This is a genomic window from Microcoleus sp. Pol17C6 (assembly GCF_036701145.1).
Classification (GTDB): domain Bacteria; phylum Cyanobacteriota; class Cyanobacteriia; order Cyanobacteriales; family Microcoleaceae; genus Microcoleus.
Window position 1 is genome coordinate 1 of sequence record NZ_JAUBQH010000088.1, and the last position, 21,076, is coordinate 21,076.

15 protein-coding genes are annotated in these 21,076 nt (G+C 48.0%); 8 read left to right on the plus strand and 7 right to left on the minus strand.

The features are described from left to right. The coding region (locus QUA25_RS26875; protein ID WP_333042559.1) for a Calx-beta domain-containing protein at window positions 1-4,348 on the plus strand (4,348 nt) is incomplete at its 5' end. Window positions 4,349-4,456: 108 nt separating this feature from the next. On the opposite strand, the gene dprA is transcribed toward QUA25_RS26875, so the two are convergent. The 3 genes from dprA to QUA25_RS26890 all read right to left on the minus strand — a co-directional run bounded on the left by dprA (window position 4,457) and on the right by QUA25_RS26890 (window position 7,245). Next, window positions 4,457-5,608, minus strand: a complete 1,152-nt coding sequence (gene dprA, locus QUA25_RS26880) for a DNA-processing protein DprA (protein WP_333042561.1) — start codon at window positions 5,606-5,608, stop codon at window positions 4,457-4,459. Window positions 5,609-5,832: 224 nt separating this feature from the next. Then, window positions 5,833-6,486: a YdcF family protein gene (locus QUA25_RS26885; RefSeq protein WP_333042563.1), complete on the minus strand. Its 654-nt coding sequence runs from the start codon at window positions 6,484-6,486 to the stop codon at window positions 5,833-5,835. 111 nt (window positions 6,487-6,597) lie between these two features. Then, on the minus strand, window positions 6,598-7,245 hold the full coding sequence (locus QUA25_RS26890) for a DUF2301 domain-containing membrane protein (protein WP_333042565.1): 648 nt from the start codon (window positions 7,243-7,245) through the stop codon (window positions 6,598-6,600). Between the two features lie 80 nt (window positions 7,246-7,325). Between QUA25_RS26890 and QUA25_RS26895 the strand changes: the two genes are divergently transcribed. Then, a complete protein-coding gene (locus tag QUA25_RS26895) occupies window positions 7,326-8,003 on the plus strand; it encodes a calcium-binding protein (RefSeq protein ID WP_333042566.1) in 678 nt (225 codons plus the stop codon). Between the two features lie 314 nt (window positions 8,004-8,317). On the opposite strand, the gene QUA25_RS26900 is transcribed toward QUA25_RS26895, so the two are convergent. Both QUA25_RS26900 and QUA25_RS26905 read right to left on the minus strand, forming a co-directional pair. Continuing rightward, window positions 8,318-9,073, minus strand: coding sequence for a DUF561 domain-containing protein (locus QUA25_RS26900; protein ID WP_333042568.1), 756 nt, complete (start codon window positions 9,071-9,073; stop codon window positions 8,318-8,320). Between the two features lie 81 nt (window positions 9,074-9,154). Next, a complete protein-coding gene (locus QUA25_RS26905; protein WP_333042571.1) occupies window positions 9,155-9,958 on the minus strand; it encodes a creatininase family protein in 804 nt (267 codons plus the stop codon). A gap of 183 nt (window positions 9,959-10,141) precedes the next feature. Between QUA25_RS26905 and QUA25_RS26910 the strand changes: the two genes are divergently transcribed. Beyond that, window positions 10,142-15,496: a PAS domain S-box protein gene (locus QUA25_RS26910; protein ID WP_333042573.1), complete on the plus strand. Its 5,355-nt coding sequence runs from the start codon at window positions 10,142-10,144 to the stop codon at window positions 15,494-15,496. Between the two features lie 385 nt (window positions 15,497-15,881). On the opposite strand, the gene QUA25_RS26915 is transcribed toward QUA25_RS26910, so the two are convergent. Beyond that, window positions 15,882-16,193: a WGxxGxxG family protein gene (locus QUA25_RS26915; RefSeq protein ID WP_333042574.1), complete on the minus strand. Its 312-nt coding sequence runs from the start codon at window positions 16,191-16,193 to the stop codon at window positions 15,882-15,884. A gap of 322 nt (window positions 16,194-16,515) precedes the next feature. On the opposite strand from QUA25_RS26915, the gene QUA25_RS26920 reads away from it, so the two are divergent. Further along, complete coding sequence (locus QUA25_RS26920; RefSeq protein ID WP_333042577.1) at window positions 16,516-17,160, plus strand: hypothetical protein; 645 nt, start codon at window positions 16,516-16,518, stop codon at window positions 17,158-17,160. Window positions 17,161-17,180: 20 nt separating this feature from the next. Further along, window positions 17,181-17,924, plus strand: a complete 744-nt coding sequence (locus QUA25_RS26925) for a pentapeptide repeat-containing protein (protein ID WP_333042580.1) — start codon at window positions 17,181-17,183, stop codon at window positions 17,922-17,924. Between the two features lie 181 nt (window positions 17,925-18,105). On the opposite strand, the gene QUA25_RS26930 is transcribed toward QUA25_RS26925, so the two are convergent. After that, the gene (locus QUA25_RS26930; RefSeq protein WP_333042583.1) at window positions 18,106-18,633 is read right to left on the minus strand and encodes a hypothetical protein; all 528 of its coding nucleotides are present in this window, start codon (window positions 18,631-18,633) and stop codon (window positions 18,106-18,108) included. 84 nt (window positions 18,634-18,717) lie between these two features. Between QUA25_RS26930 and pyrE the strand changes: the two genes are divergently transcribed. The 3 genes from pyrE (at window position 18,718) to QUA25_RS26945 (ending at window position 20,998) form a co-directional block, all read left to right on the plus strand. Further along, window positions 18,718-19,293: an orotate phosphoribosyltransferase gene (pyrE, locus tag QUA25_RS26935; protein WP_333042585.1), complete on the plus strand. Its 576-nt coding sequence runs from the start codon at window positions 18,718-18,720 to the stop codon at window positions 19,291-19,293. Between the two features lie 392 nt (window positions 19,294-19,685). After that, window positions 19,686-20,138 (plus strand): hypothetical protein, encoded by a 453-nt coding sequence (locus QUA25_RS26940; protein ID WP_333042588.1) that lies wholly within the window; start codon window positions 19,686-19,688, stop codon window positions 20,136-20,138. Window positions 20,139-20,434: 296 nt separating this feature from the next. Beyond that, the gene (locus QUA25_RS26945) at window positions 20,435-20,998 is read left to right on the plus strand and encodes an ISAs1 family transposase (protein ID WP_333042589.1); all 564 of its coding nucleotides are present in this window, start codon (window positions 20,435-20,437) and stop codon (window positions 20,996-20,998) included. Window positions 20,999-21,076 lie beyond the last annotated feature (78 nt).

A 21,076-nucleotide genomic window follows, 5' to 3' on the forward strand; every position in this document is an offset into this window, starting at 1 on the left:
CGAAGCTAATGAAACCCTTGAGGTTACGCTGTCCAATCCCTCGGTATTAGATTCTACACCGACAATTACCACTGCTACTGCTACCACAACTATCAGTAATGATGATACGGCTGGCTTTACTATTAACCCAACAGCATTAAGTACAAGTGAAGTTGGTGGCCAGGCAGATTTTACTGTCAAACTCGATGCTCAACCAACTGCTGATGTTGCGATCGGTTTGAGCAGTGACAATGTTGCGGAAGGAACAGTTTCAACTAATAGCTTAACTTTCACTCCAGCTAACTACAATGAACCGCAAAAAGTAACGGTGACAGGTGTTAACGATTTGCTAGCTGATGGCGATAAAGCTTACAAAATTGTCACGGCTGTTGCTGTGAGCACCGATCCTAATTTCAATAACCTCAATCCTGATGATGTCACAGTCACCAACAGTGACAATGAAACTCCGGGAGTTACGCTGAATCCAACTGCGGGATTAACTACGGGTGAAGCCGGCAGTAGTGCTAACTTTAGTGTGCTTCTGAATACTAAGCCGACTGCTAATGTTACTATCGGTTTGAACACGGATAATGTTGCCGAGGGAACAGTTTCTCCTAATACCATAACTTTCACTCCGGATAACTGGAGTGCACCGCAACAGGTGACAGTAACAGGGGTTAACGATAGCCTTGCTGACGGCGATATTGACTACAAAGTTGTCACGGGGGCTACTGTTAGCACAGATGCGAATTACAGCAACCGAGATGTAGCGGATGTTAGCCTTACCAATAAAGACGATGATACCGCTGGTATTTCTATTACTCCCACGGCAGCAACTGCTACAGAAGGCGGTGCAAATGCTACTTACAGTGCGGTGCTGAAATCCCAGCCGAGCGTCCCTGTCACCCTCACTCTCACAACAGGTAATCAGATTGAAGCGATCGCGCCTCTGACTTTCACGCCAGACAATTGGGATAAGGCTCAAACCGTTACGGTAAAAGCTGTTGACGATACGGTTGTGGAAGGGCCACAGAGCGCTAATATCACTCACACTGTGACTAGCACGGATGCTAAGTATAATAGTGGGATTGTGGTTCCAGGGGTGACAGTGGCGATCGCTGATAACGATTTAGCGCCCGAACCCGGCGGTGGTGGCACTGTAGTAGAACCCAGCGGTGGTGGCACTGTAGAACAACCCGGCGGTGGTGGCACTGTAGAACAACCCGGCGGTGGTGGCACTGTAGTAGAACCCGGCGGTGGTGGCACTGTAGTAGAACCCGGCGGTGGTGGCACTGTAGAACAACCCGGCGGTGGTGGCATTATTAACCCGGAACCGACACCAGTTACTACAGGAACAAGCAACCCAAACATATTCCCGATCGGATTACCGAACTCTAACGAAACTCCCTTCCCAATAGCGCAACCTAACAATCAGATTCTTGGTATTGCCACGGTAAATTTTTCCCAAGCTACTTACCAAGTCAACGAAAGTCCCACAGGAGTCGTTCAGAGAGAAATTACCCTAACTCGCACTGGGGATCTAAACAACTTTTCCACGGTGTACCTAGAACCTCCTACTGGTTCAGCGACTTGGGGACCTGATTGGAATACCCCCAATTTCTCTCCTCAACTCACCTTTAACCCAGGCGAAAACCGCAAAACTTTCACAATTGACATTTTTCCGGATGGTCAATTTGAGGGAACAGAAGAAATTGCGTTTCGGATCGCCAATGGGGGGGGTAATGTCAATATCGGCACCCAAAACACTGCCACTTTGCAAATTTTCGATGCTGAGGGGCCTCCTACAATTAATTTTTCCCAAGCTACTTACCAAGTCAATGAAAGTCGCACAGGAATTGTTCAAAAACAAATTACCCTCACTCGCACTGGGAATCTAAGCAACTTTTCCAGGGTGGACCTACCATTTCCTACTGGTTCAGCGACTTTCGGAACTGATTGGAACGTTCCGCCCTTGTCTCCTGAACTCATATTTAACCCAGGCGAAAATAGCAAAACTTTCACAATTGACGTTTTTCCGGATGGTCAAGTTGAGGGAACAGAAGAAATTGCGTTTCGGATCACCAATCGGGATAATTCCATTATTGGCACCCAAAACACTGCTACCTTGCAAATTTTGGATGCTGAGGGGCCTCCTACAATTAATTTTTCCGAAGCTACTTACAAAGTCAATGAAAGTCGCACAGGAATCGTTCAGAAACAAATTACCCTCACTCGCACAGGGGGGAATATAGACAGCTTTTCCAGGGTGTACCTAGAACCTCCTACTGGTTCAGCCACTTACGGAACAGATTGGATCGTTCCGCCCAATTTCTTTCCTGAACTCACATTTAACCCAGGCGAAAATAGCAAAACTTTCACAATTGACGTTGTTCCGGATGCTCAACTGGAGGGAACAGAAGAAATTGCATTTCGGATCACCAATCGGGATAATTCCATTATTGGCACCCAAAACACTGCCAGTCTGAAAATTATCGATGCTGAATCTATACTCTACAACCGCGCGCCGGAGCGGTATAATCTCATCAGCAATCAACTTCGTTCCAATCCCCGCGGCAACTTCAATTTCACTCTTGCTCCAGACACGTTTACTGATCCCGATCCAGGTGACAGCCTCACTTACTCGTACTCGATAAATCTAAACCCGAACTTCCTCCCCCCCGGGCTGACCTTCGACCCCAATACCGGCACCATCATTCCACCCGATTGGCTTAAGTTCGACCCGAATACGCGGACCTTTAGCGTGAATTTCGATGCGGCAAAAGCCTTCTCAAACACCATTTTCCCAATTAAGGTGACAGCAACGGACAATGCCGGTGCCAGTGTCAGCGACGAATTTAACCTGCGATTCAATGCCATTGAGGGCATCGTAATTGACGGTTATATCTCCGGTGCTACTCTCTTCCTAGACGCCAACAAAAACGGCGTCCTCGATACCAACGAACCATCCACCACAACTAACAGCAGCGGTGAGTTTAATCTCAACATCCCCTTCGAGACATTCGATACCAACAAAAACGGAGAAATCGACCCATCAGAAGGCAATCTAGTAGCCATAGGAGGCATTGACACCGCCACCGGCTTACCCCTAGAAACACCAGTCACCGCACCCCCAGATGCGAGTGTAGTCACCCTCCTAACCACCTTAATCGCCGACTTAATCGACAAAGGAATTGCACCCGAAGAAGCCCAATCTTTAGTCAAAGCCGCCCTTGGACTCCCCGCTGAAGTTGACCTAACTAGCTTAGATCCAATAGCAGCCACCAACAACAACATACCAGGCGGAGTCCAAGTCTTATCCGCAATGGTGAAAGTCCAAAACTTCATCACTCAAACCAGCGCTTTGATTGACGGTGCTTCCAGTGCAGTCAATACCGATATTGTCAAAGCTGTTGTCAGTTCAATTACGGCTCAAATTCAATCTGGTACAGTCTTAAACCTCAGCAATGCCGCAGCCTTAGAACCAATCATTCAGCAAGCTGCCGCTAAAATCCAGCAAATAGACCCCAGTTTCAACAGTCAAACAGTCAGCCAAATTACATCGCAATCCGCGACAGTAATGGCAACAGCCAATCAGCGCATTGATGCGGCTGTCTCCAACCCAACAGGAACATCAATTCCTGAATCACTTGCCCGCCTCCAACAAGTAGCCTTGGGCCCAACCACTCAAGAATTCAAAGAAGTTGGTACCGGAAATAAACCAATTTCCCAGGTAGTTGCTGACAATACTGGTACTGCTTTAGATAGCAGAATTGAAGCTGTAGTATTACCTGTTGGGATTGCCACTCCTGTTGTCAGCGGTGATGCTGATTTGGGCAGCAATTCCCCCAATGCAATTCTCGGTACAAATGGCGACGATATCCTGACGGGCGACAGCGCGAATAATGTGTTGATGGGGATGAGGGGCAATGATTCCCTCGACGGAAGTCTGGGAAATGACACTGTTTTCGGTGGCAAAGGTAGCGATACAATCCTGGGAAGTAGCGGTGATGATGCCTTGCTTGCCGGCCGCGGTGCTGACATTGTGAATGGCGATGATGGTAATGATATTCTTTACGGAGGTAAGGGCGATGATCTGCTGACGGGCGGTTTGGGAATTGATAGTTTGATAGGAGGAATGGGAGTAGATAAGTTCTTACTCTCTACCAATTCCGGTACTGATACGATTACTGATTTTGAAGTCGGTAAAGACTTGTTAGTATTGGGTAACGGGTTGAGTTTCTCGCAATTGGCGATTGCTCAAGATAGCGGCGCGACATTAATCCGGTTGGCACAAACAGGGGAGATTTTAGCTTCTCTCAGTGGTGTTTCGGCTAGCAATATTAGTGCCGTTAATTTCGGGTTGCTTTGAGATTGAGCGCCGGGGGAGCAATCCCTTATCCCCTGGCCATATTCACTCGGCGGTTGAAACCGCCGAATAATCAAGGGGATAAAACCCGCTTTAACCTAACTTTTCACATCAACATCGCTGATATCGCATTCCTGGTAACTGCGAAACTAATCCCAACAATTCCAACTGCAAAAGTATACTAGAAACTTTTCCCGCTTCCAATCCCGCTGCTTCCACAATTGTATCAAAAGAAATCGGCCCAGATACGATCGCACTTAACACCTTAGCCAATTCCGGCTCCAACAGCGGCCCTTGCTTCTCAACCTTCGGATTTGGGGGAAATAGCGACAACTGCTCGGGTCTATCCAATTTTGGCATAGCTCCGAGCATTTCCAACAACCTGTCTTCGCTTAACATTCGATCGCTATTTGGCAGAATTGGATGAGCACCTTTACTCAGCAACTCCAAACATCCAAAAGAACGCTCATCATCCAATCTGCCCGTCAAAACATACACATCCCGGCAAAAATCATTCGCTTGATAAGCAGTAATTAAAGCACCAGATTTATGCGGAGCTTCTATCACGATTGTAGCGCGGCTTAAGCCAGCAATTATGCGATTTCGGCGGGGAAAATTAGTTTTATTCGGTTGAGTACCCGCCGGATATTCACTAATTACCAATCCCTGCTGCAAAAGGCGATCGCACAACCTCTCATTTTGTTTAGGATATACAATATCTACTCCCGTCCCCACCACTGCAAAAGTCCTTCCTCCCGCCTCCAAACAGCCTGTATGAGCCTCTGTATCAATGCCAGCGGCCAATCCCGAAACCACAGTAAAATCACTTTTAGCCAAAGCCGTACTAATTTTGCGAGCCCACCTTCTGCCGTATTCCGAAGGGCTGCGAGTGCCAACTATTGCCACCGTCGGCGTAATTCCGTGATTCTCTTTTATATCAACTAAACCGCGATAATACAACACTGGTGGCGGATTGGGAATTTCCAATAATAAGCGGGGATAATCCGTATCTGCGGGCGTCCAAAAATAGGGATTTTTTATAAGATGTTTTTCGATAAATTCTTCGGGATTGAGTTTAGTGCGTTCTTGCACAATGGTTTCAATTATCTGCTTGCCAAACCCTTCGATTCGCATTAAATCTACTGATTTTGCCGTCCAAGCTTCTGCCAAACTATTGAAATTTTGCTGCAATCTTTGCAACAAAATCGGCCCAATACCGTTAATTTGCGACCATGCTAACCAGTAAGCGCGTTCTTCTACCAACGAGTTGCCCTCAACTTATCTGAGAATAATTTTATCATCTTCGGTTGAATATAGTAGGAAAAGGGCACTACCGTGTTCTGTATTTCCACAGATGCCCGGGTAGGGAAACGGCACTGCCGTGTCGTGTATTTACACGGATGTAAAACTGCTATATAATTTTTTTTACGAACCGCCAAGGCGCTAAGAACGCGAAGGGAATTAAGAGGGATGTTGACAATTACTGGCTAGGTTTTCCAATCTACGAAACGGGCATAAATATAAGCAATAATTTCTCCGATTACCGTCCGAAAACCTTCGCTAGATTTCCACCATTCTTGGGAATTGTAATCTTGCGGTTCCGCCGCTATAATCCCGACTTTAATCTCAGGATTCAGCACTTCTTTAAATACAATCCAACTTCTGCGGGCGTGAGGGCCAAAGGAATAAAGATTAATTGAGTTAACTTTTAAGCCTGAAGTAGAAAACCAATCCCGAAGTGCGATCGCAGAAGCAGCCGTGCGGTGTTTCAAAACATTAGCGGCGGGTACTGCTACTAATTTGTTTTTATCAAATCCTAGCGCAATACAAGTCGCTGCCGTCAGTTCCGCATAATTTTTATATTCAGCCAGATAGTAGCCTTTACTTAAAGGAACTCCTGTGGTAATTAATTGGCGGTATTCACCTTTTTTGAATTCAGCGATCGCACTTTCGATCGCATAATCCGGCAACCAGCCTTCGACAACCAATATATCTGCTTTAATCGGCGCATTTGCAGCCAAAAATGGATGGATATTTGTAATAATTAAGAGCATTAAAATTATCAACCCCGCGCTTGCAATTACCCAACCTTCCCTAGTAATTGCCCAGATTTCTCGACGACGGATTAAACGAATTCTCATTTTAGAGCATAAGGAAGTTCGGCAACGGATTATGTAACGGATGTAACGGATGAAAGGGAAAGGGATCAGTAAAAGTGTCCAATTCCCTATGCCCCATGCCGCATTCCCAAATTATTTGTGTTTCAGATACTCAAAAACGCTTTTATCCCCGATATCCTGCGGCATCGGTTGAAAAAACTTGCGTACAGCAAAGATGATAAACAAAGCCGCCCAAATAGCAAGCAAAAACTGTTCATTTTCTGCTGACAAAAAGCCGAAAATATGTCCTAAAATTAAAAGAGGAACTCCGGGAGTCAAAAACTTGGTTTCTAGGCGATTAAAGCAGAATGCTTCCTTAAAATAAATGCCATTTAAGGCGGCAAAAGTAAAGCCAATTCCCCACAACGTGGCTGGATGTTCGTACACTGCTAAAGCTAGAGGTTGGCTGCTTTGTAGGGCAACAAACAATGCTGCCGCGCCGCCGATCGCCCAAAACGCCTGTAGTGTTCGATGCAGCGCAATCATGTAAATGTGAATAGTTGCCAAGCTGACGCCTAAAGCTATCCAGAAACAAGCAAAAACAGGCGTTACAGCTTGGATTGCCATCGGGTTGTCGCCCTGTTGTAGAACCAGAGTAGTGCCGATCGCAAAACACAGCGCCGCCACCCCCAATCCAGCGCGGTAAATCAACACTCCCGTGCGATCGTTTTGAGTAATCGTAAATTCGCCGAATTGTCCTTGATAGACTGGCGATTCATCAGGTGATTTCAGTAGTTGCATAATAGCTTCCTCCTATCAGACACGAATGTACTTCTGTCAAGATATACTTTATTGATAAACCGAGCCAGCGAGACCGAGCGATGCCTAAATTTAACAAGCCTAAACTTAACCAGCCTAAAGTTAACAAGTCTAAAGTTAACCAATCTAAATTTGACGATCGCCCAGATCAAAGCAAATCCCTTTCTTCACAATCCGACCTTCCTCCAGTTCAGCTTGATGAAACCATTGTAGCAGGCAGAAGACCCAAACCGGTAAACGACTTCCAGCGCCTGCTTGAGGAATTATCCGAATTGAGATCGGGGTTCGATCCAGAAATTTTAGCGCATATCGAGGAAAATATCCCATTTAATGCCAAGCAATTTGAAACTAAAATTAGCAAGATTTTGGGTTCAAAAAATATTGATTTCAGCCTAAAAAATTCAGTCAAATATCTAGATTACATCAAGCAAAATATTCAACTACCGTGCCACGTTACCGGCATAGAAGAGTTTGAATGGGAAGAAGAATATACAATGGGTTCTGGCAGCAAAAAAGAATATGCACGGCTCAAAAAAACTCAACCTTCTTATACTGATAGATTCACAATTAATCGGTTGGAGGATTTGGTGGTTCAGGAAGAAGGCATATTTGTGGAAGTGCAGCGCGTCGGCGATCGCCAAAAGTTTATGTTGCCTTTATCAGAGTTAGAATCAGTTGATGTAATCTCCCGCAACAATCAGTTATTAGATGATTATGCCGTGTGGTTTCTCAATTATTAAGCAAGAGTGGAAAAGTAGAAAAGTGGGGGAGGGGAAGAGGGGAAGAGTGGGATAAGGGGAGAAGGGAGAAGGGCAGAAGGGGAGAGTGGGAGAGTGGGAGAGTGGGGGATGGGAAAAATCTTCCTTCTTCCTTCTTCCTGACATCCGTTACATCCCGTACATTGCTCGTTGCCGAACTTCCTTCTTCCTTCTTACTAACATCCGAAGAAAGCGAATCCGTTGCCGAACTTCCTTCTCTCTTCTCCCTAACATCCGTTACATCCGTTACATCCGTTACATCCGTTACAGAATCCGTTGCCGAACTTCCTGCTTAATTAAATGGAAGCTGGCAAGTGCGATCGCGAAACCAAAGCCAAAGCTTCAACCAAACTGCGAACAGCCGCAATCATCGCCACTTCACTATTAAGTTGGCTAACAGCAGAACCGACACCAACACCCGCAGCACCGGCTCCAATAGCGAGCGGTGCGGTGACGCTGGAGATACCGGAAGCGCAGAGTACGGGGACAGATACGGCGCGGGAAATTTCAAAGGCTGCTGCCAAAGTAGGCGCTGCTTTTTCAATTAATCCCAAGGTGCCAGCGTGAATTGGTTGAGCGCTGGTGCCACCTTCGGTTTGGATGATATTAGCCCCAGCTTTGACTAATTCAATTGCTAACTGCACTTGTTTGTCGAGTGCCAAAATGTGGGGAACTGTCACAGAAAGAGTGATGTTTGGAAATAGCGATCGAGTTTCGCGAGTCAACTGCAAAACTTCCTCAGCTTCAAAGCGGCGGCCTACTGCGTAGAAAGCATCAAAGTTACCAATTTCAATCAAATCAGCGCCAGCTTCTACCGCAGGCACAAACTTTTCCGGTTCCACAGCCGATACACAAATTGGCAAATTTGTCAACTGTTTTGCCATCAATACCAAATCTCGATCGGCAGCAATATCGACAAAGGAAGCACCGCCGAGATCTGCTGCTTTGACGACAGCCGCAACGTTTGCGGCATCAAAATTATTTAAACCGCTGATAATTTTCAGGGCGCGACCTTGCTCAAAAGCGCGCTGCAATTTAGAACTTACACTCATCGTTAGTTTTCCAACTCAAAAAATTTCTTAGACTCATTTTGACACAAATTACATTAATTTTTGATTTTTAATTCTTAATTTTTAATTACTTCCCGGCTGTCGAAATTTGTAAACATCTTTGATAACTTGTGCCCAGCCCTCAGAGAGAGATTCGAGAATACGAGATCCCTTTTCTTTCGTCGCCGCCGTCGCATCGCCCAACACACCGCTTTGTGTCAACTCTCGCGTCAGCCAAGCAAAAGGCAAATTTCCTTCCATACTCAGCAAACTGTCGGTCGGCAAATTTTTCGGATATTCTGTAACAGCCAGTTCCATATTTACCTGCGACGGCAAAATTGCCAACATCAAACTTGTTTCTGCATCACCAGCGTGAATCCCAAACTCCAACTCCTTGGCAGTTAATAATTCAGCAGCCACATTCGGAACCCGCCACACAAACAGCGGAAAAACCGAAAAATCTTGATATTTTTGATGAATGTCCCGCGCCGCAATTTCCATCACCTGCGGCTGTCCGCCGTGACCATTCATTAACACTAATTTCCGAAATCCAGCCTGATAAATACTGTCAGCAATTTCACTGATTACTGCTAAAAGTGTCTGAGCACTGAGCATGATTGTACCGGGAAAATGGCAGTGTTCGTTCGACTTGCCATAGTACAAAGGCGGCAAAGCATACGCGGGAATATTTGCCTCTAACTTTGCCAGCGCTTTGCCTGTCACCGCCTCGCTAATTGCCGCATCTACAATTAAAGGCAAATGGGGGCCGTGCTGTTCGATCGCACCTAGCGGCAGAATTATCACAGTATTTTCCTTATCCGGCATAGACTGAATTTCAGTCCAAGTCAGATATGGAAAAAAGCGCGATGCGGGAATAAAATTGTGCATATTGTGGCGGCAAGAGGAGAGGCAACCAAGGCAATCAACTAGCCTGAAAACTAAAAAGTAATTTCCAAGATAGCTCACATATTCTGTATGTGGGTAGATAATATAGAAATATAGCAGATGCTTTAACAGCGTGGTGATAGACGCTCGCCAGCTCAGAGCGAAAGACGTAGAGATGACTAATTGATGGAAGCTTGGCAAACCCCACAAACTAATTTAACCGACATTCCGATCGCCGATGAACTGTCGCACCGCCTCCCTCGATCGCACGATCAAAAAGCAGAAAACCGAGCGCTGCAAACGCTGGCTCGACAATTGGCAACCTCACCGCACAGGCTGCTCAAAACCCTGGTTGCGATCGCTAAAGATTTGTGCGACGCAGGAAGCGTCGGAGTCTGCTTGCTGGAAGAAAATGCAACTTCCGAACAAATATTTCGCTGGGAAGCCTTGGCAGGAGCGTGGGAATCAGTAGAACATAGAAACACACCCCGCAAATTGCGTTTGTCCGGAACCCCGATCGATCGCCAAACTCCTCAGCTTTACTTCGCTCCAGAAAAAGATTTTACCGACTTGCAACAGCTAGAATTGCCGATCGCCGAAGCATTAGTCGTGCCACTGCAAGCAGAAAATCAATCGCTGGGGGCAATATGGATTGTATCTCACGATTCCGATCGCCAATTCGATGCCGAAGACTTGCAGATCGCGATCGCCCTAGCAGACTTTGCCGTTGCCGCCGTACAAATCGATCGCGCCAATCAAACCAAAGAAGCTTTGCGAGAAAGCGAAGAACGCTGGCAGCTAGCCTTGCAGGGCAACAACGACGGGATTTGGGATCGCAACCTGCAAACAAATTGCCAGATCCTGAGCGATCGCTGTTTAGAGATTTTGGAACGCGGGCCCGAAGAAGTCAAAAACTTCAGCCAATTTTTGAGCTACATTCATCCCGATGATTTGGAGATAATGCAAAGCAATTGGCAGCAGCACTTGCATCGAGAAACCTCACATTACTGCTGCGAGTACCGCGTTCGCTGTTCCGACGGGCGCTACAAATGGGTTTTAGCCAGAGGGCGAGCAATTTGGGACGAGTCAGGCAATCCCCTGCGGGCCGTAGGTTCCCTGACAGATATCAGCGATCGCAAACAAACTGAAATTGCCTTGAAACAAAGCGCAGAACGTTTGAGCGTCGCCATCGAAGGCTCAGGCATGGCAACCTGGGATTTTGACGTGCGAACAAACCGAGTAATTTGGTCGGCGACCCATTTCAGCATTTTGGGCTGCGAACCGGTACCAGGCAGCGAAGCAAGCGCGGCTGTGTGGCAAAAGTGCGTGCATCCAGACGACTTAAAGCAAGTCATGCAAGCAGCCAAAACAGCTCGGGAAACGCGATCGCTCTACTCCCCCGAATACCGCATCATCCGCGCCGACAACGCAGAAATCCGCTGGTTGAGCGCGTTCGGGCGCTATCTCTACGACGCGGCAGGCGAAGCAGTGCGGTTTATCGGAGTATTATTTGATGCTACCGATCGCAAAAAAGCCGAACTCGCCCTACAAGAGAGCGAGCAAACCGTGCGCCGTCAACTTCTAGAGATAGAGTCGCTCTACCAAACAACTCCCGTGGGTTTGGCCGTTTTAGACACAGATTTGCGGTTCGTGCGGATCAACCAACGGTTTGCCCAAATGAACGGCTTGGCCGTAGAAATGCACATCGGCCATACCCTGCGAGAAATTGTCCCCGACTGGGCAGACACAGCCGAACCTTTGTTGCGCCACCTTCTAGACACCGGAGAACCGATCCGGAATTTTGAACTCACCGGTGCAACCAGGGCTCAACCCACTGTTATTCGCACTTGGCTCCAGAATTGGTGGCCGCTCAGGGACAGGGGCGGAGAGATTGTCGGGATTCATATCGTGGTACAGGAAATTACCGCTCGCAAAATGGCCGAACTCGCCTTGCAAGAAAGCTACAACCGTTTCCAATTAGCTACAACGGCGATCGACGGCCTGGTTTTTGAGTGGGATTTGGCAGCAAACTCCGTTTACCGTTCCGAGGGACTGTACTCGATCGTCGGTGTCTGCCCAGAGGATGCACCCGCAACACCAGAGTGGTGGAGAGAACGCATCCATCCCGTCGATTTGGCGCGCATCCAAGCCGAGGAGCAATCAATCTTAAGTGCCGAGCGCTACGAAGTCGAGTACCGAGTCCGGCACGAAGATCGGCGCTGGATCGATGTTTGGGAACGCGGCTGTTTGATCCGCAACCAGCAAGGTGAAGTGACCAAAATAGTCGGCTTCACCAGCAACATTACCCAGCGCAAGCAAACAGAAGCAGCACTGCGCGATCGTGAAACCCACCTGCAGTTGATTCTCGACAGCGCCAAAGACTACGCCATCTTCACCATCGACACCGACGGACACCTTACCAATTGGAACGCAGGCGCAGAGAGATTGCTGGGCTATTCCGAAGCTGAAATCGTAGGGCAGCACGGACGAATCATCTTCACCCCAGAAGACTCTGCAGCCGGAAAGCCGGAACTAGAAATGCACCTCGCGCTGACTCAGGGAAAGGCAGTAAACGAGCGCTGGCACGTCCGCAAAGACGGCAGCCGCTTTTGGGGAAGCGGACTGGTGATGCCCCTGCGCGACGCAGGAGGCGAAGTGCAAGGTTTCCTGAAAATCATGCAGGACAAAACCGAGCGCCGGCAAATTGAAGAAGCACTGCGGCAAAGCGAAAATCTCTACCGCACCCTCGCAGATGGCGTCCCGGAATTAATGTGGATCAACACCGCCGACGGCAGGTTAGAGTTTTGCAACCAACACTGGAAAACCTATACAGGCATGAAGCCAGCACAATTGCCGCTGGCTGCACCGGTGCTGCAATTATTTCATCCTGATGATCTGCCAACAGTTGTCGCTACGCGCACCCAGGCGATTGAAGCAGGGGAAGCCTACGAATTTGAGTGTCGGGTGCGTAGGTTTGACAACACCTACCGCTGGCATCTAGCGCGACTTGTGCCCGTCAAAGACAGGAAGGGACAGGTGGTGCAATGGGCGGGAATCGGGATTGATATTGACGATCGCAAACGAGCAGAAGAAAGCTTAGCAGAAAGCGATCGCCGCTTCCGTTTTCTGGCTGAGTCGTTGCCCCACCTGATTTGGAACGTAGACTCCGCCGGCGAAATTCGTTTTACCAATCAACAAAAGTGGTCGGAATATCTGGGAATGTCTTACGAGGAAGCCGCTCAAAACAATTGGGAGTCCCTGGTGCCGCCCTCGGATTTGGCAGAATCTTGGGCCCGCTGGAAAGAATGTCTAATCACCGGAGAAGTTTATCAAATTGAGCTGCGCCTGCGGCGGGCAGTAGACCAAATGGAACGCTGGCATTTGTCCCGCGCCGTGCCAATTCGCGGCGCGGGGGGCCAGATTGTCGAGTGGATCGGCACGAATACCGATATTCACGATCGCAAACAAGCCCAACTCAACGAGCAGTTTCTCTCGGATCTCGAAGTCCGCTTGCGGCAGCGCATCAACCCCGCAGAAATGTTGTGGGAAGCCATGAAAAGTCTAGGAGAATATTTAAAAGTCGATCGCTGTATATGGCACGAAATCGATCTAGAAGCCGATCGGGCAATTGTCGAGCAAGACTGGCACCAGTCCGACCTTGCCAGCACCGTCGGCATCTATAAAATCTCAGACTTTAAGATGCCAGAACTTAAAGCTCTCTCTATCGCAGGTCAAACTGTTGTCATCTCAGATATCGCTACTCACCCCTATACAGCGCATTTGGTCGATAACTACGGTGCCGTGTCGATTCGCGCTTTGGTCGATGTTCCCTGCCTTCAGGAAGGCCGCTGGGTGGCTCTTTTGTTGGTGGCATCAAAGGTGGTTCGGCACTGGCGGCCCGATGAAGTTTGGCTGATGCAAGAAGTGGTGGCTCGCCTCTGGACGGTGATCCTGCACGCGCGAGCCCTGCATGAGCTGCACGAAAGCGAGGCTCGGTTCCGCGCTCTAGCTGACAACATCGCTCAGTTGGCCTGGATGACAGATGCTACTGGGGGGATTTTCTGGTACAACCAGCGGTGGTTTGACTACACAGGCACAACCCTAGAAGAAATGCGAGGCTGGGGCTGGCAACTGGTGCACCACCCGGAACACCTCGATCGCGTTGTCGAAAAATTTAGGCGCTGCCTTGAAACAGCCGAACTCTGGGAAGATACTTTCCCCTTGCGCGGCAAAGACGGATCGTACCGCTGGTTTCTCTCCCGCGCTGTGCCAATTCGCGACGATGGAGGCAAGGTGCTGCGCTGGTGTGGCACCAACACTGATATTACCGATCGAAAAGTTGCAGAAGCGGAACGGGAACGCCTTCTAGCACGGGAAAAGGCAGCGCGGGAAGAGGCAGAACAGGCTAACCGCGTCAAAGACGAATTTTTGGCTGTTTTGTCCCACGAATTGCGGACTCCCTTAAACCCGATTATGGGCTGGGCGAAGCTGCTTCAATCGAACGTTCTGACACCGGAAAAGCAGCGTTATGCCTTAGAGACGATCGAGCGCAACGCCAAACTGCAAACCCAGCTTATCGAAGATTTGCTCGATGTGTCGGGGATTCTGCAAGGTAAGGTCAGCTTGAATATTGCACCTGTGGATTTAGCCGGGGTGATCGGCGCTGCTATTGAAACGGTGCGTCTGGCGGCCGAAGTTAAGTCGATTCAAATCAGCACTCAATTTGCACCGAATCTCGGCCCGGTGTTGGGCGATGCGGGCAAACTTCAGCAGGTAGTCTGGAATTTGCTGTCAAATGCCGTCAAGTTCACCCCGCCGGGAGGCAAAATTGAAGTCGTTCTCGATCGGGTGGACACCAAGGCCCAAATTACTGTAACTGATACGGGAAAAGGTATCGAACCTGATTTTCTGCCCTATGTATTCGACTACTTCCGACAAGCTGACAGCTCGATGACGCGCAAGTTTGGCGGTTTGGGTTTAGGATTGGCGATCGTCCGCCATCTCGTCGAACTCCACGGCGGCACGGTGAAATCCGACAGTCCCGGCGAAGGAAAAGGTGCAACCTTGACCGTCAGGATACCTCTGATGCCGGTGCCATCTCAGACAAGTCCTGCGGGAACTGCGGCGCCGGATCAATCCTTCAATTTGAGCGGTATCAGCGTGTTAGCGGTGGATGATGAGGCCGATGCGCTAGATTTAGTGGTTTTTCTGCTTGAGGATTGTGGGGCAAGTGTTACAGCAGTTGCTAGCGCCGCCGATGCCTTGGCGGTTTTAACTGAGTCTGTGCCGGATTTGCTGTTGAGCGATATTGGAATGCCCGACACCGACGGTTATATGTTGATGCGACAGGTTCGGGCTCTGGCGCCCGACAAAGGGGGACGGATTCCGGCGATCGCCCTCACAGCTTATGCTGGAGAGATTGACTATCAGCAGGCCCTGGCTGCGGGGTTCCAGCGCCACATTTCTAAGCCTTTAGACCCCGACAAGTTGGTGCAGGCGATTGGGGAGGTACTTGATCGATCGGGCGAAAATATTTTTTAAGGTCTTTTTGTGTCTGAAAAGTCTCTATTTCATGAACCGTGAAGGCGTAAAGAAGGCGAAGGAATAAAGGAAGAAAAAAAGAAGATGTTCATAATCTCAAGTCCTGTTATATCTGAAATATTGCACCATTCTCAATAATGATTTTATTGGCTGGCTAGGAGCAACGGCCCACAAGACAATTCACTCTTTGTGGAACAGGGCGGAAAGCCCGTTCATGAAAACCGTGCAATAGGTCAGATGTAACCAATTTAATCGTCGTTCGATCGCGCATCATCTCAAACAAAAAAACCTCACAGATGGAGGTTTTTTGATGATTATTGGTGCTGACCGGACAGGTTAAAACATCCTGTCCCTGCATGATGCCCACAGCCCTAAGACTCAATTCTTAGCGGTAGTCACTACGCACAGCGGGCTCTCGATCACTCGTTGTAGTTGTATAGCGGACATTTTCTTCGCGTTTGCGGGGAATCAAGCCCAACAAACCAGACAAGCCTAGCAATCCCAACCATCCCCAATCAAAATCGCGATCGGTCTCAGCATTGTAGACATCGGAGCGAGGAGTGGTGGTGGTTGTAGTGTTGTTAGTACCGCCAGTTGTATCTGTCTGAGCTGAAGCAGGCAGATGAGCTGGTGCTAGGGCTAACCCAGCAGCTATAATACCTGCACCGATTGCTTTGGATAAATCAGAACGTTTCATAATTCAAATGCTCTCTGTTGGCTAAAATCTTTAACTATCAAAACTATATCGATTGGCTTTTAAAGTTAAATCCACCTCTAGCAGTAAAGATGGTTATGTTCCACCTATAACTAGAGATTGATATCAAATTTTTAGCAGGCGCACAAAATTAAAGATTGCTCGCAGAGGCACTCCAGCACTAGAAATCGCGGGTCTGACACCTGACTCGGTTGTGAGGCACTCCGGCACTCTCGACAATAGACAAGGTGTTGTTGACAAAAAAAGGTAAACTCAGATATTGCACAGATAAGTGTTTAAACTCGATCGACGGAGATAAAAACTTTTGGGTATAGAGCTACGCAGCTACGTATTTCTAGACAACTTGCAGCCGCAGCACGCAGCATACATCGGCACCATCGCCGCCGGATTCTTGCCGCTGCCAGGGGATGCGTCGCTGTGGATAGAAATCTCCCCCGGTATCGAAATTAACCGAATTACCGATGTCGCCCTCAAATCTGCCTCCGTGCGCCCGGGAGTGCAAATAGTCGAACGCTTGTACGGCCTTCTGGAAGTACACTCGGGTCAGCAGGGGGAAACGCGGGCAGCAGGCAAAGCAATTCTAGAATTTATGGGAGTTCGCAGAGAAGAAGGTATCAAACCGCGAGTGATTTCCAGTCAAATTATTCGCAACATTGACCCTCACCAAACACAATTAATCAACCGCACCCGCCGCGGACAGTTGCTGCTTGCGGGACAAACGCTTTACGTTTTAGAAGTAGAACCCGCTGCTTATGCAGCGCTGGCGGCCAATGAAGCAGAAAAAGGCGCATCTATTAACATCTTAGAGGTTCAGGCTGTAGGCAGTTTCGGACGGCTTTACCTCGGCGGCGCAGAACGAGATATTATAGCAGGTTCCCAGGCAGCAATTGCGGCGGTGGAAAACGTGACGGGTCGAGAAAATCCAACAATTTTTGGTCGCAAGGAATAGCCGTTAAAGGAGATGCAATTATGGCAAATACACAGCATTTAGCGCTGTTAAAAAAAGGTGCAGTTACTTGGATTGAATGGAGAAGTCTCAACCCAAATATAGAACCGGATCTCAGCGAAGCTAACCTCGCGGAAGCAAATCTCAGAGGCGCGCATCTTTGGCGATCGAACCTTTTTAAAACAGACTTGTTTAAGGCTAAATTAATTTCGGCAAACCTTGCCGAATCTAATTTTAGTTTAGCAAATCTTGCGGGAGCGCAACTGCTCGAAACTAATTTAATTAAAGCTAATTTAACTGGAACTAACCTCCGAGCGGCCGACCTCAAGGGAGCTGATTTGAGCGGTGCTAATTTAATTGGATCTGACCTCACCGCTGCTAATCTCCAACAAACCGATTTCGGTGATGCGAATTTAATCGGTGCGGTGATGTCTGGAGTTAATGCGATGGGCGCGAACCTCAATTTTGCTAATCTCAGTCAAGGCAATCTCACTCAAGCCGAATTGATTGAAGCACATTGCTATGCAGCCAATTTCTCTAAAGCTAACCTCGCGGAAGCTCACTTCACTGCAGCATATCTTTTTAGGGCAAATCTCAGTTTTGCAGAGTTGAGCGCGGCAGATTTCCGGTGGGCAAACCTTGGCAAAGCTGATTTGAGAGGGGCGAATTTGACCGGGGCAAATCTCAGGGGAGCTAAATTGGGGGGAGCTAATCTGGGCGAAGCTATTTTGAAAGGAACAATCATGCCTGACGGCAGCATTGTTTGATAAATATTGGATAATATTTATTCCTGTAAAATAACCGCAATAGTTACAAAAAAGTCAGTTGCGCGTTTACCGAAAGGATTGCCAAAATATGAGCTTTTGCGGCGGGTTGAGGCTTTCTCTTGAATACAAATCAGAGATTGAGTAAACCCGCCTCGGCTCAAAACTCGCAACTGTCGATCGATTAATTTTGGCCAGGGGGCGATACTTGATAAAGTCCTCTAACGGGCCCTGCATCAGTCGGTGAACCTTCCTGCTGTGTTGGAAGTGTAAACTGATCTTGGAGTCCGGCGGGAGTAGGGAAACAGCCGCTTGGTTGAGGTCCTAGCTGGCAAGCAGCAGGGAGTGCCATGACAGAGGCATCGAAGGGATTGACGGCATCTGGGACGCGGAGAATCGGATCGCTGGAAACTTGCCGCTGCATGACTCGGCGGTAGAATCCGTTGACGCGACTAGCATCCCGCTCAATTTCTTTTTCGGGAAAGGCAACGACGCCGCTGGGGGAACCGATGCCTAAATAGTCGCCCAAGTAACCTTGCAAGCTGACGTTGTGGTAAAAGTCTCCTGAAGCTTCAAAGTATTGTCGGTTGAAGTCGTCAGCAATCGGGTGAAATCGCTCTGTTTGTGCTTGAGCTGGTTTGACGGATGCCATTGCGGCAGAGGCGACAGCGAGAATCAACGCGCCGCTCAGGCTTTTTAACTTTTGACTCATATATTTGGGCCTCCTTAATTAATTCCGATTCCAATATAAACTGATTATCGACGGATTATTTGTGTTTTTTACACGGTGTGAGTTATGAATGCTGCGGATTTAAAGGTGTTGCGCGATCGACTTCTAGATTTGTTGTGCGAGTTTGCCTATCGTGAAGGCGATTTTGTGCTGTCTTCGGGGCAGAAAAGTTCTTATTACATTAACTGCAAACCGGTGACGCTGCACGCTGAAGGTGCTTTGGCAACGGGACGTTTGTTGCTGTCGATGTTGTCGTCGGATGTGCAAGCTGTGGGCGGTTTGACTTTGGGTGCTGACCCGATTGTAACTGCGGTGAGTGTGGTTTCGGCTCTGGAAGGTCGATCGATTCCGGCGCTAATTGTCAGAAAGGAGACGAAGGGACACGGGACAATGGCCTATATTGAGGGGCCGCTGTTGCCAGAGGGGACGAATGTGGCGGTTTTGGAGGATGTGGTGACGACGGGTAAGTCGGCGATGCAGGCGGTGGAACGGTTGCGAGGTGCGGGTTATAAAGTCGATCGCGTGTTGTCGCTGATTGACAGGGAGCAAGGTGGTGCGGAGTTTTATCGCTCTGTTGGATTGGACTTTGAAACAGTTTTTACGATTAATGATCTTCAAAAGTGGATGGCTAGCAAAAAATAGGCAAAAGTGCGATCGAACTGACCGAAGATTACCATTTTCCTGAACCGGCTTTCGGGCTTCTTCCACAAGAGTTTTCAAGATGTTTTTTTCTCGTTACCAGGCTCTGCCTGGTAATGAATATCTAGAGGATATGCCTCCATTTGCTAAAGGAAATCGGTGTTTTTTTGGGTGGGATTAGAAACGATGCCCGCTCTAATTTTAGCAAAATCAGCTCAGGTAATTGGAGGACAATGGCAAATAAAGTTTTCGGTGTTAAGCAAGCGCAAGCTTCAGGTTCAGAGCCTCTACCAATAGGCAGATTTTAGCAGAGCGAATTTATAACCTCAGTGAGGTATTAACTAGAGAAGACTGTTTTAATATGATTAGATGACCTGGCGCAAGGAGAAGCAGTAATGATTTTACCTGCATCTATTAAACAGAAATGGAAACTACTGGCAACAGCCTTTATTTGTCCTCTGACACTAATTGGTGTTGGGATTCAGCAACAACCGCTTCAAGCACAACAAAATCCATCTAAGACTAATGTTGCTGCTTTGCCAGATGGTATTTACCTGTACGGAGATTCGCCACAGCCCAACCAAGTTCTTCAAAACTATATCGTGTTTCAACGCCAGAATGATCGCGTCGTTGGTGCAATATACGCGCCGCGATCGGACTTTGCGTGCTTCACTGGTAAAATTCAGGGAAATACACTCTACGGGAAGGCAATCTCAGCCGGAAAAGTTCAAACAGTTGAGGTCAATACTCAGTTAACAAATCTGCATTCTATTCGCACAATTAGCTCAAACGATCGGCGCATTCTTTCAAAGTGCCAAGAGACAGCGCGAGTTAACATATCCAGGTAAATCTTTTACCTAGCTCAAATGGTGCATTAGACTGGCGGTGCGTTACACGGCGTTAACGCACCTACAAATTGAAAATTTCTCGTTACTAGGCAGAGCATGGTAATAAATATCTAGGTAATTATTTAAGTATTAATGTAGTTGAAGCTGTTGGTCTAGAAGTAATCCAGAAGTGTTTATCCTCTGCAAAGCAAGGGCCTTTGAAAAATGCAGTTTAATCACAGGGCTATTTCGTTCTAGACAGTAGGCAGGGTTTAGGTTTAGAGTTTAGAAGTCGGATTCACCCTAACTTATGATTTATGAGTTCGCTAGCAATTGTAGAAGCATTTTCGGAATTACCCGACCCACGGCGTGGAGCGGGCTGTCGTCATGAGTATGCGGTCTGTTTAGCGTTATTTACCCTGGCGATTAGCGCAGGATGTGGTGGTTTTCTAGCCATCGGGGATTGGTTAAAGGCTTACCGCGAACCTCTGATTGCGCTGTTTGGGTTCCCGAAGCATGGGATTCCTTCCTACAGTACGCTTCGTCGGACGTTACTGGACTTGGATTATCAATCCTATGGCGCTTGCGTCGCTTCTTTCTGCAAAATTGAACCGAAAAGAGGTGAAACCATGGCCTTAGATGGAAAAGTCCTCCGTGGCTCTTACAACATTGAAACGGGTGATAATCGAACCCCATCCCATCCAGCGATTCAATTGGTGACGGTCTACTTGGTCGAACGAGGACTGATTTTAACTCCCCAACAAGTGGATTGTAAAACCAATGAAATCAAAGCGATTCCACCCGTTTTGGAAGCCTTGGCCCAACGGGGAGTCGTTTTTGCCTTCGATGCCTTGAATACTCAAAAAAAACTTGTGAGCTAATTATCGCTCTTTCATCACTCTGGATAAAATAAAACAACGGCATACCAACTTTATCCAGAGTCTAATGTTGTATATCCA